Origin of the sequence: Methylobacterium sp. CCH5-D2 (assembly GCF_001556475.1) — a bacterium.
GTDB classification, from domain to species: domain Bacteria; phylum Pseudomonadota; class Alphaproteobacteria; order Rhizobiales; family Beijerinckiaceae; genus Methylobacterium; species Methylobacterium hispanicum.
Genome location: NZ_LSIX01000345.1, coordinates 1 through 10781, shown reverse-complemented (window position 1 = coordinate 10781; position 10781 = coordinate 1). Strand labels below are relative to the sequence as shown.

Below are 10781 nucleotides of genomic sequence, written 5' to 3'. Positions count from 1 at the left end.
CCCGCCCGCCCGCCGCACGATTCGGGTGGATGGGCCGCGCTGACACCATTGTGAGACGCGGGCCGCTTCCCGGTGCCCTGGCCCCGCGCTACCGAGGTCCCCTGGCCGAGCGCGGCCGGCCCCGGGGGGCCCGGCGGGCCGCGCCGGCCGGTCGAACCGGCACTCCGCCGGCCCTCGCGCCTCTTCCGGCCCCGACCGAATCCGCGCGATGTCCGCCCCCCTCTCGACGATCCTGCCCCAGACCGCGGTGCGGGGCGCCCGGCAGGCGACGCTTGCCGCCGTCTTCGAACGCGCCGGGCCGGGGCTGCATACCGGTCGCCGGGCGCATGTGCGGGTCTCGCCGGCCGCTCCCGGCGCCGGCATCCTATTCCGGCGCCGGCTGAAGGGCGGACAGATCGCCGAGGTGCCGGCGCTCTGGCGTCACCGCGAATCGCAGCCGCTGTGCACGGCGCTCCGCTCGCCCGACGGCGTCCTCGTGCGCACTGTCGAGCACCTGATGGCGGCGCTTTCCGCCCACCGCATCGACAACGCGCTGGTTGAGATCGATGCCGAGGAACTGCCGATCTTCGACGGCAGCGCCCTGCCCTGGTGCGCGGGCATCCGCGGGGCTGGCCGTATCGAGCAGGACGCTCCACGCCGGTCTCTGCGGCTACGGCGTTCAGTCGCGGTGCGGATGGGCGAGCGTTCGTTGAGCGTCGAGCCCTGCGACCATCTCCGCGTCTCGGCGCATCTCGCCCTGGCGCGCTTCCCGGCCATGGACTGGACCGGGCCCGTCGATGCGGCGACCTTCGACCGCGATCTCGCGCCCTCGCGCAGCTTCGGACGGCTGAAATGGGCGGTGCCGTTGAAGCTCTACAGCTTCCTGACCGGGAAGCCAGTGCTGCGCGGCGCGAACCTCCGGACGACGGCGGGGATCGTCGGGAGCCGCGTCGTCGGCGGCATGCACGTGCCGGACGAGCCCGTGCGGCACCGCGCGCTCGACCTCGTCGGCGACCTCGCGCTGATCGGTCACCCCCTGCTCGGGCACGTCAGGGCGGCGCATACGGGCCACGAGCTGAACCACGCGCTGGTGTCCAAGCTGATGGCGGAGCCGGACGCCTGGGAGTTGGTCTGAACGGCAGCCCCGCTCAGGTCAGACCCGCGAGGGCGACGAGGCCGATCATCACCAGCGGCAGCAGGGCCGCTGCCAGCACGGTCTGGGTCGCCGTGATGCCGGCCATCAGGGGCGCATCGCCGCCGAGCTGGCGCGCCATGATGTAGGCCGACGAGGCGGTCGGCAGCGCCTGGAACAGCAGCGCCGTCACCGCGGCCGGGCCGCTGAGCCCGAGCGCGAGGCAGGCGAGCACCGTCGCTGCCGGCATCAGCCCGAACTTGAACAGGGAGGCCGCCGCCACGGGCCGGATCCAGGCCCGCGCCGTGCCGAAATCGAGCGCCGCCCCGACGCAGAGCAGGCCGAGCGGCAGGGAGGCCAGGCCCAGAGCCTTCAGGGCGGGCTCGAGGCCCGGCGGCAGGGGAACGTGCGCCGCCTGCAGGACGATGCCGCCGAGGCTGCCGAGCACCAGCGGGTTGAGGGCGAGCTGCCGCAGGATCATGCCGGGCCGCGCCCGCTCGGCAGTGCCGTAGCGGGCGAAGATCAGCACGCAGAGCACGTTGACGGTCGGCACGATCGCGGCGTTGGCCACCGCTGCCAGCGCGACGCCCTGCGCCCCGTAGAGCCCCGCCGCCGCCGAGACGCCCACGTAGTTGTTGAAGCGGATGCCGCCCTGGAACACCGAGGTGAAGGCCGCCCCGTCGATCCGGAACAGCGGGCGCGCGGCGACGAGCACCCCCGCGACGCACGCCGTCGAGAGCACCAATACGGCGGCGAGTTCGAGGACGGGCACGCCGTCGAGGCGCGCCGTGGCGAGGCCGTGCACGAGCAGGCTCGGCAGGAGCACGTAGTAGGCGAGCCGCTCCGCCTGCGGCCAGAAGGCGGGCGCCAGGAAACCCCAACGTCTCAGGCCGGCGCCGAGGCCGATCAGGAGCGCGATCGGCACGAGCGCCGCGAGAATCGTCAGGGTCATGGCGCGCGGTATACCGGCCCGCGCCGCCGCGGGAAGCGCGGCCGCCATGCGCCGGTGACACCGCCCGCCCGCGCGTCCCCTTGCAACCGCACCCGGCCCCGGCCAGAACGCGGGCCATGCTGCGCGTCAACGACCTCACCTACCGCATCGGCGATCGCGTCATCCTGGACGGGGCGAGCTTCACCATCCCCGAGGGCGCGCGGGTCGGCCTCGTCGGGCGCAACGGCGCCGGCAAGACCACCCTGTTCCGGGCGATCCTCGGCGACCTGCCGACGGACGACAAGGCGATCGGCATGCCGAAGGGCATGCGCATCGGCGCGGTCGCGCAGGAGGCGCCGGCCGGCCCCGAGACCCTGCACGCGGTGGTGCTCGCCGCCGACACCGAGCGCGCCCGCCTGATGCGGGAGGCCGAGACCGCGGACGGGATCCGCCGGGCCGAGATCGAGACCCGGCTGGTCGATATCGGCGCCCACTCCGCCCCGGCCCGCGCGGCCGCGATTCTGCACGGCCTCGGCTTCGACGCGGCGGCGCAGGCCCGACCCTGCGCGGACTTCTCCGGCGGCTGGCGCATGCGCGTGGCGCTCGCCGCCGTGCTGTTCTCCGAGCCCGACCTGCTGCTCCTCGACGAGCCGACCAACTACCTCGACATCGAGGGCACGCTCTGGCTCTACGACTACCTGCAGAGCTATCCGCGCACCGCGATCATCATCAGCCACGACCGCGACCTCTTGGACGAGAGCGTGGACCACATCCTCCACCTCGACCGCGGCAAGCTCACGATCTACCGCGGCGGCTACACCAGCTTCGCGCGCCAGCTCGCCGAGAAGCGCGTGCTCCAGGCCAAGGCCAAGGCCAAGCAGGACGTCGAGCGCGCCCATCTCCAGAGCTTCATCGACCGCTTCAAGGCCAAGGCCACCAAGGCGCGGCAGGCTCAGTCGCGCATGAAGCGGCTCGCCAAGATGGAGCCGATCGCCGCCTTGATCGAGGACGACGTGCCGGTGATCCACCTGCCGAGCCCGGAGAAGCCGCTCTCGCCGCCGATCGTCGCGATGGAGCGGGTGCAGGCGGGCTACGCCGACCGGATCGTGCTCTCGGGGCTGAACCTCAGCCTCGCGCCCGACGACCGGGTGGCGCTCTTGGGCGCCAACGGCAACGGCAAATCGACCTTCTGCAAGCTGATCGGCGGGCGCCTGCCCCCGCTCACGGGCCAGGTGAAGCGCTCCTCCAAGATGGATGTCGCCTACTTCGCCCAGCACCAGCTCGACGAACTCAGGCCCGCCGAGAGCGCGGTCGCGCATGTGCGCACCCTGATGCCCGGCGAGCCGGAGGCCAAGGTGCGCTCGGCCGCCGCCCGCCTCGGCTTCGGCGCCGCCAAGGCCGACACTCCGGTGCAGCAGCTCTCGGGCGGCGAGAAGGCGCGCCTGCTGATGGGGCTCGCGGCATTCCGCGGGCCGCACCTCCTGATCCTCGACGAGCCGACCAACCACCTCGACATCGAGAGCCGGCAGGCGCTCGTCGAGGCGATCAACGACTACGAGGGCGCCGTCATTCTGGTGAGCCACGACCGCTTCCTGGTCGAGGCCTGCGCCGACCGGCTCTGGCTGGTCTCCGACGGCACGGTGAAGACCTTCGACGGCGACATGGACGATTACCGCCGCCTCGTGCTGGCCGGCCCCGAGCGGGAGGAGCGCGACGCGGAGGGCACCGGCGGCAAGCAGGCCGAGGCCCGCCGCGCGGGCGTCGAGCGCCGCGCCGCGCTCGCGCCGCTCCGCAAGCGCCTGGAGGGTGTCGAGGCCCGCATGACCAAGCTCACGGCCGCCATCGCCAAGATCGACGCGGCGCTCGAGGACGGTACCGCCTTCCGCGAGAACGCTGCCAAGGCCGGCGAGATCGCCCGCATGCGCGCCGAGGCCGCCGACGCGCTCGCCCTGGCGGAAGAGGAGTGGCTGAACCTGAGCGCCGAGATCGAGGCGGCGTGATCCGCCGCAACGGGGTCGCGGCCGCAGCGTTGTCGCCCGAGACGAGCGAGACGGCGGAACGGGACGGGCATGGCACGGCGACCCCACAGCATCGGACCGGTCCTGGCGCGGGGCGCCGCGAAAGGGCTCGGCATCGCGGCTCTCGGCGGGGCGGCGGCCTGGCTTGCCTGGAGCCGGCTCGCCGTGCCGCATCGGGTTCCGCTCCACCCGGCCCTACCCGGCCGCCGCGAGGACCTCGATACCGCCCGCGCCGGCCGCGTGTCGTTCTACGGGGACGACGCAGCTGCCGGGGTGCCGCTGCTCCTCGTCCACTCGATCAACGCGGCAGCGAGCGCCTACGAGGTGCGCCCGCTCTACGGGGTCTACCGGCGCGAGCGCCCGGTCTACGCCCTCGACCTGCCGGGCTTCGGCTTCTCGGAGCGGTCCCGGCGCGCCTACACGCCGGGCCTGATGGTCGAGGCGATCCACGCGGCGGCCGGCGAGATTCGGCGTCGGCACGGCGGCGTGCGGATCGACGCGCTGGGGCTATCGCTCTCCTGCGCCTACCTCGCCCGCGCGGCGCTGGAGCGGGCGCAGGACTACCGCAGCCTTGCGCTGATCAGCCCGGCGGGCTTCGACGCGCGGCTCTCGGGCCGCGGAGCTCCCGACGGAGACCGGCGCCGCCCGACGACGCGGGCGCTCCTCGACGCGCCGCCGCACGGCCGGGCGCTCTTCGACGCGCTGACCAGCCGGCCGAGCCTGCGTTTCTTCCTGGAGAAGACCTGGGGCTCGCCGGAGATCGACGAGGGGCTGCTCGACTACGATTACGCCACGACGCACCAGCCGGGCGCGGAGCACGCCCCGTTCAGCTTCGTGTCCGGCTACCTGTTCCCGACCGACACGACCCGGCTCTACGAGGCGCTCTGGCTACCGGTGCTGATGCTGCACGGGGAGCGGGGCGACTTCGTCGATTACAGGGATGCGCCGCGCTTCGCCGCCCGGCCGAACTGGCAGATCGCGGCGCTGCCGACCGGCGCCTTCCCGCATTTCGAGCGGCTCGGTGAGGTCCGCGCCCGCTACGACGCCTTCCTGGCCGAGCTGGCCTGAGGGGTCAGTTCGCGAGGGCGCTGGCCGAGCGGGAGCGCGGCGCGATCTGCCGCGGGCCGCCCATCAGGGCGTCGAGACGGCTCATCCGGGCCGTGAAACCCTCCGAGGCGGCGATCGCCGCCCGGCTCGGCGGCTTTGCCGCCTGCTGCGCCGATGGCTTGGCAGGGTGCAACTCGCGGGCGGTGGCCAGCGTCGGGAGTGCGACGAGGCCGGCGAGCAGGCCGGCGAGTGCGACGGCGCGACGATGCGATGACATGACCGCGATCCTGTCTCCAACGGCGGGGCGGAGCACGCCACGCCCGATTGCGGCCAAGCTAGGTTCGGTCATCGCTGCAATCTGTGCGGTGCGGCACATCGCGCATCCCACCCGCCCGTTGTGCCGGGCGGCGCGGACCGCTTACGCTGGCACAGTCCGGGCCGGTGCATAGGCCGGCGCAGAGGGTAGAACGCGGAGGTGGGCATGTCGCCGGAACTCAGGGAATCGCGCGCGGCCCTGATCCTGCTCGCGGTCGCCGTCGTCTCGGTGCTGGCCTTCGGGGCGTTCACCCTGCTCACGCAGATCGGCTGAGTCGGCACGGAGCCCGCCACGCCCGGCCGCGTTGACGATGTCGCGACGCGGGAGATCACGAGCACATGGACGGCGCCGATCTGTTTCCGGGCTTCGAGGCGCTCTGGCTCGAGGCGCCCTGGGGCAAGGCCTTCGCGCGGGCCGGCGGGCCCGAAGAGGCGCCGCCGCTTCTCCTGCTCCACGGCTTTCCCGAGAGTCACGCGATGTGGCACCGGATCGCGCCCGACCTCGCCCGCGACCACCGGGTGCTCTGTCTCGACCTCAAGGGCTACGGCTGGTCGGCCGCGCCAACGGGCGACCCGGCGCACGAGGCCTACGCCAAGCGCACGCTCGGCCGGGAGATCGTGGCTCTGATGGAGCGGGTCGGCCACGTCCACTTCGCTGTCGCTGGGCACGACCGCGGCGCGCGGGTCGCCTACCGCCTCGCCCTGGACGACCCCGGCCGGGTCTCGCGGCTGATGCTCGTCGATATCGTGCCGACCTCGGTGCAGTGGGAGCGCATCGCGAGCCGGCCCGGCATGAACCCGCACTGGCGCTTCCTGGCCGAGCCGGCCCCCGGCCCCGAGCAGAAGATCGCGGCCGGGCCCGACGCCTACTTCGAGGACTTGCTGAAGGCGTGGGCGGCGGAGCACGACCTCGGAGCCTTCGACTCTCGCGCGCTCGACCTCTACCGGCAGGCCTGGAACGTGCCGGACCGGATCCACGCCATGTGCGAGGATTACCGGGCCGGCGCCGGCCCGGACCGCGCCGCCGACGAGGCCGACATCGCGGCGGGCCGGACGCTCGCCATGCCGGTGCTGGTCCTGTCGAGCCGCGACTATCTCGACAAGGACAAGTCGGAGACCGCGCTGGAAGCGTGGCGGCGCACCCTTGCGCCGAACGCGGTCGGCGCATCAATCGCGGGCGGGCACTTCCTTCCGGAGGAGAATGCGGAAGAGACGCTGCGGGCGATGCGTGATTTTCTGACGGGCTGAAGATCGTCGTCCGTTCTCCCGCGCGGTGGCGATGGAGCGAGCCTTAGGGCGTTCCGAAGCGTCCGAGCACCACGGCCGTCTCGCCGTAGCTGCGCCGCTCGAGTTCTTGGAAACCCTCGGGCAGCGTCACGGCGGCGGAACCTGACTCTTCCACGACGACCAGCGCGTTCGGCGCAAGCCAACCGCCCGCGGCGGCGCTCGCCAGTGCCGTGGGCGCGAGGTTGCGGCCGTAGGGCGGATCGCAGAAGACGAGGCCGTAGGGCGCCCCGGGCCCCATCGGGCCGAGCTTCGTCGCGTCGCGCCGGAACAGGCGGGTCGTGCCCTCCGCCCCGAAGGTCTCGATGTTGGAGCGGATCACACCCCGCGCTTCGGTACCCTCATCGACGAGGAGCGCGTAGGCGGCACCGCGCGACAGGGCTTCGAAGCTCAGGGCTCCGGTGCCGGCGAAGAGGTCGAGCACCCGCGCGCCCGGTACGGGGTCGTCGTGGGCGTGGGCCAGCACGTTGAACAACGCCTCGCGCAGCCGGTCCGATGTCGGGCGGATCGCGTCCGTGCGGGGCGTGGCGAGGCGTCGGCCGCGCCAAGCCCCGCCGACGATCCTCACCGGTCCCCGCGCGGCGGCCGGCCCCCCGGACGCCCTCCGCCGCCGGGCCTGCCGCCCGCACCGGCCGGACGCCCGCCACCGGGCTTGCCGCCACCCTTGAAGCCGCCCGACCGGGCGCCGCCTTCGCTGCGTCCGCCGAAGCCCCCGGGCTTGGCCCCGCCCTTGAAGCCCGCGGGCCTGTCGCCGCCCGGCCTATCGCCGAACTTGCCGCTACCGGGCTTTCCAGCACCGAACTTTCCAGCACCGAACTTGCCGCCGCCCGGGCGGGCGCCGGCACCCTTATCCCCGAAGCCGCGACCCTGAGGCCGCTCAGCTCCCGTGAACCGGCCCTCGGCACGCGGCGCGCGCTCGCCGCGCGGCCGTTCCGCACCCTCCGCCCGGGGGGCGCGCTCGGGGCGCGCCGGCCGGTCGGTCCGCGCCGCTCGGTCGGGACGCGGAGCGCGATCCGGGCGCGGAGCGCGGTCGGGGTGGGCTGCCCGCTCGCCGCGGGCCTCGTCGCGCGGGTAGCGCTGCGGACGTGCCTCCGCGCGGGGCGCGCCCGCCTCGTCCGAACGGGCGTAGCGCCCGCGCCGCTTCGGCGCCTCGGGAGCCGGCTCCTGAGGGCTGGGGCCCAGACGCTCGACCAGCACGCGCCGCTCGCCGCTCTTGATGGCGCCGACGCGCTCGCGTCCGCGCTCGGCAGCGGCCGCGCGCTCGATCTTCGGGTCGGCGCCGCGGCGGGGAGGACGGCCGGGCCGCTGGGCCTCGCCCTCGTCGGCCCGCCAGACCGAGCGGCGCGGGCCCGGGCCCATGCCGCCGGTCGGCACGCGCTCGGGCGTCGCCTGGCGCGCGGGCCGGTCCGGGCGCTCGCCGCGATCCTCGCGGCACGGACGCTCGCCCCGCGCATCGTCGCGGCTCCGGCGCTCGGGACGGCCCTCCTGGCGACCGCCCTCCTGCTGCTGCGGGGTCTCCTTCTGCTTCGGCGAGCCGAAGGGCGCGATCGGCTCGCGCACCGGGCTCTCGAAATCGACGCCGGCCTGCTCGGCCAGCGTCTTGCCGAGCTGCTCCTTCAGCACCTTCGTGCGGATCTCCTCGGTCAGCCCCATCTCGAGGTCGCCGAGTTGGAAGGGGCCGAAGGAGAGCCGGATCAGCCGGTTCACCTGGAGACCCAGATGTTCGAGGATGCGCTTGACCTCGCGGTTCTTGCCCTCGCGCAGGCCCATCGTGATCCAGAGGTTGTCGCCCTGGACCCGGTCGAGCGTCGCCTCGACGGGGCCGTACTCCATCCCGTCGATGGTCACGCCCTTGCGCAGCCGGTCGAGCTGCGCCTGGTCCGTGTCGCCGTGGGCGCGCACGCGGTAGCGGCGCAGCCAGCCCGTGTCCGGGTGGGCGATGACCTTGGCCAGCCCGCCGTCGTTCGTGAGCAGCAGCAGGCCCTCGGTGTTGATGTCGAGCCGGCCGATCGCCACGACCCGGGGCATGTCCTCCGGCAATGCCTCGAACACGGTCTGGCGCCCCTCGGGGTCGCGCGCCGTGGTGACGAGGCCGCGGGGCTTGTGGAAGATCCAGAGTCGTGTCCGCTCGCGCTCCGGCAAAGGCTCGCCGTCGATGAGGATGCGGTCGGATTCCGTGACGTTCACGGCCGGCGAATCGAGCACCTGCCCGTTGAGGCTGACGCGGCCCGCCGCGATCATCGCCTCGACGTCCCGCCGCGAGGCGATGCCGGCGCGCGCGATCGCCTTGGCGATCCGCTCGCCCTCGAAGGCGCTCTCCTCGGGAGCCGCGGACGGAGGCGCCTTCGTGGCCGGCTCCGGCGCGCGGCGGCGCAGGGGGGCGTCGCCGCCCACGCGCTCCGCCCGCGCGTCGCGGGCCTTGGGCCGCCGATCGGGGTCCGGCTTCTGGGTGTTGGCGTCGGTCGCGGGCGTCCAGGCCTGTGCGGACGGCTCGTCGGCCCGCCCGTCGCGGCCGCTCTCGGATGAATTGTCGCTCATGGGCCAAGCCCATAACAGAGGCCGACCCGGCGCGCGAGACGTCAGATACGGCCCCGCGCACGACCTCGCAGCCTGGCCAGCCAGGATCCGAGGCCGGTCGCGGGCCGGATGCCGGGCTCCGGGTCCGGCGGCGGCAGCGGTCCCTCGTCGAGGCGCCAGCCCGTCGACCAGAACCGCTGGCCGCGGGGCGCGCGGGCGACGAGCCCGATGCGGATCCGCTCGCGCTCGTCCGGGATTCGCGCCGAGACCCAGATCCGCTGCCACGCGCCGCGGCGCGCGAGGTCGGCCCCGGTGCAGGCGAGCCGCTCGTAGTCGATCGCCGCGAAGAGCGCCTCGCCCGCGAAGCTCTTCGGCAACCAGATCCAGGCCGAGAACGTGTGGACCGGTCCGTGCGGTAGGGCCCGGGCATCGCAATCCTGCCGGAACGAGGAGATCTCCGCCCCGCGCGCGGTGTGCGCGCGCAGGCCGGGGAACGTCCGCACGGGCAGCGCCGAGGGGCGCACCGGCTCGGGACTTTGCCCGCGGCAGAGCCGTTCGGCGCTGTCGCAGAGGAGGAGCCAGGGCTCGAGATCGACGTCCCAGGCCTCCTCCTGGGGGGCGAACCGGCGGACATGTCCCTCCAGGATGCCGTCCCCGACCCAGCGGGCCGGTTCGGGCTTCCAGTCCGGGCCGGCCGCCGCGACGCGCAGCAGCCTGGACGGGCCGTGCCGCCGGATCGCCCGGACCAAGCGCTCGAGATCGGCCGGGTCGTCCGCGCTCCCGACCTTGCGCACGAGGATCTTCGAGCCCTGGCCGAGTTCCTCCAGCATCCGCCGCTTCAGGTGGGCGACGCGGCCGTATTCGCGCTCCAAGAGCGCCGCAGGATCGACGGCGCCGACCGTCTGCGCCGTGTTCGACCAGATCCCGTAGCGGCGGCTCGCGCAGTAGTAGGTCCCGCTCTCGGCCTCGGCGAGGTGAAGGTCGCCCGGCGCGCCGAACTCCGAGAGGTCGGTGTCGAGCGCGTGGATCAGGTCCGGGAGCGGCGTGTAGGAGAAGCGCAGCAGCCCCGAGGGCTCCGCGCCGCCGTAGCGCTGCACGAAGCCGAACTCGCAATTGCCGCCGAGGCTGCGGAAGGCGTGCAGGCGCGCGGCGATGTCGCCGCCCCGTGCAGGGCCGTCCTCCTCCTGCGGGCCTTCGAGGTCGCGGATCCGGGCGGAGTCGAGGGTTCGGCTCACGGGCGCCCGCCCAGCAACGCGGCGCCGAAGCCGAGGAAGATCGCTCCCGTCGCCCGATCGAACAGGCGCCGCGCGCCGGGCCGGACCAGCAACCGGGCGATCCGCCGGCCGCCGATCCCGTAGACGCCGTACCAGAGCGCCTCCGCCGCCGCGAAGGTGAGGATCAGCACGACGAATTGCGGCGCCTGCGCGCGAGCCGGATCGATGAATTGCGGCAGGAAGGCCGCCACGAACATCAGGAGCTTCGGGTTGCTCACCCCGATCAGGAAGCCGCCGCGGAACAGGCCTGCGGCGGCGGGTGCGGGCGCGAGGCCCGTGGCGGG

10 protein-coding genes are annotated in these 10781 nt (G+C 74.0%); 4 read left to right on the top strand and 6 right to left on the bottom strand.

The genetic code is table 11. The features are described 5' to 3' along the window. Positions 1 to 208 precede the first annotated feature (208 nt). A complete protein-coding gene (locus AX737_RS09095; protein ID WP_066920745.1) occupies positions 209 to 1114 on the top strand; it encodes a UDP-3-O-acyl-N-acetylglucosamine deacetylase in 906 nt (301 codons plus the stop codon). A gap of 13 nt (positions 1115 to 1127) precedes the next feature. Here AX737_RS09095 and AX737_RS09090 read toward each other — a convergent pair whose 3' ends face one another. After that, positions 1128 to 2063: an AEC family transporter gene (locus AX737_RS09090; protein ID WP_066920747.1), complete on the bottom strand. Its 936-nt coding sequence runs from the start codon at positions 2061 to 2063 to the stop codon at positions 1128 to 1130. A gap of 116 nt (positions 2064 to 2179) precedes the next feature. Between AX737_RS09090 and AX737_RS09085 the strand changes: the two genes are divergently transcribed. Next, complete coding sequence (locus AX737_RS09085; protein WP_066920743.1) at positions 2180 to 4042, top strand: ABC-F family ATP-binding cassette domain-containing protein; 1863 nt, start codon at positions 2180 to 2182, stop codon at positions 4040 to 4042. A gap of 69 nt (positions 4043 to 4111) precedes the next feature. Beyond that, the gene (locus tag AX737_RS09080) at positions 4112 to 5128 is read left to right on the top strand and encodes an alpha/beta hydrolase (protein ID WP_066920741.1); all 1017 of its coding nucleotides are present in this window, start codon (positions 4112 to 4114) and stop codon (positions 5126 to 5128) included. 4 nt (positions 5129 to 5132) lie between these two features. Here the strand turns inward: AX737_RS09080 and AX737_RS09075 are convergent, their stop codons facing one another. Further along, positions 5133 to 5384: a hypothetical protein gene (locus AX737_RS09075; protein WP_066920740.1), complete on the bottom strand. Its 252-nt coding sequence runs from the start codon at positions 5382 to 5384 to the stop codon at positions 5133 to 5135. Between the two features lie 377 nt (positions 5385 to 5761). Here AX737_RS09075 and AX737_RS09070 point away from each other — a divergent pair, with 377 nt between their 5' ends. Next, a complete protein-coding gene (locus AX737_RS09070; RefSeq protein WP_066920738.1) occupies positions 5762 to 6670 on the top strand; it encodes an alpha/beta hydrolase in 909 nt (302 codons plus the stop codon). Between the two features lie 43 nt (positions 6671 to 6713). On the opposite strand, the gene rsmD is transcribed toward AX737_RS09070, so the two are convergent. The 4 genes from rsmD to AX737_RS09050 form a co-directional block, all read right to left on the bottom strand. After that, a complete protein-coding gene (gene rsmD, locus AX737_RS09065) occupies positions 6714 to 7274 on the bottom strand; it encodes a 16S rRNA (guanine(966)-N(2))-methyltransferase RsmD (protein WP_066920736.1) in 561 nt (186 codons plus the stop codon). Then, a complete protein-coding gene (locus AX737_RS09060; RefSeq protein WP_066920734.1) occupies positions 7271 to 9244 on the bottom strand; it encodes a pseudouridine synthase in 1974 nt (657 codons plus the stop codon). The genes rsmD and AX737_RS09060 overlap by 4 nt, the downstream gene beginning before the upstream one ends. A 41-nt stretch (positions 9245 to 9285) precedes the next feature. Next, positions 9286 to 10458, bottom strand: a complete 1173-nt coding sequence (locus AX737_RS09055) for a hypothetical protein (RefSeq protein ID WP_066920732.1) — start codon at positions 10456 to 10458, stop codon at positions 9286 to 9288. Then, positions 10455 to 10781 (bottom strand): LysE family transporter (locus AX737_RS09050; RefSeq protein ID WP_156453608.1); only part of this gene is annotated, 327 nt, incomplete at its 5' end. The genes AX737_RS09050 and AX737_RS09055, both read right to left, overlap by 4 nt.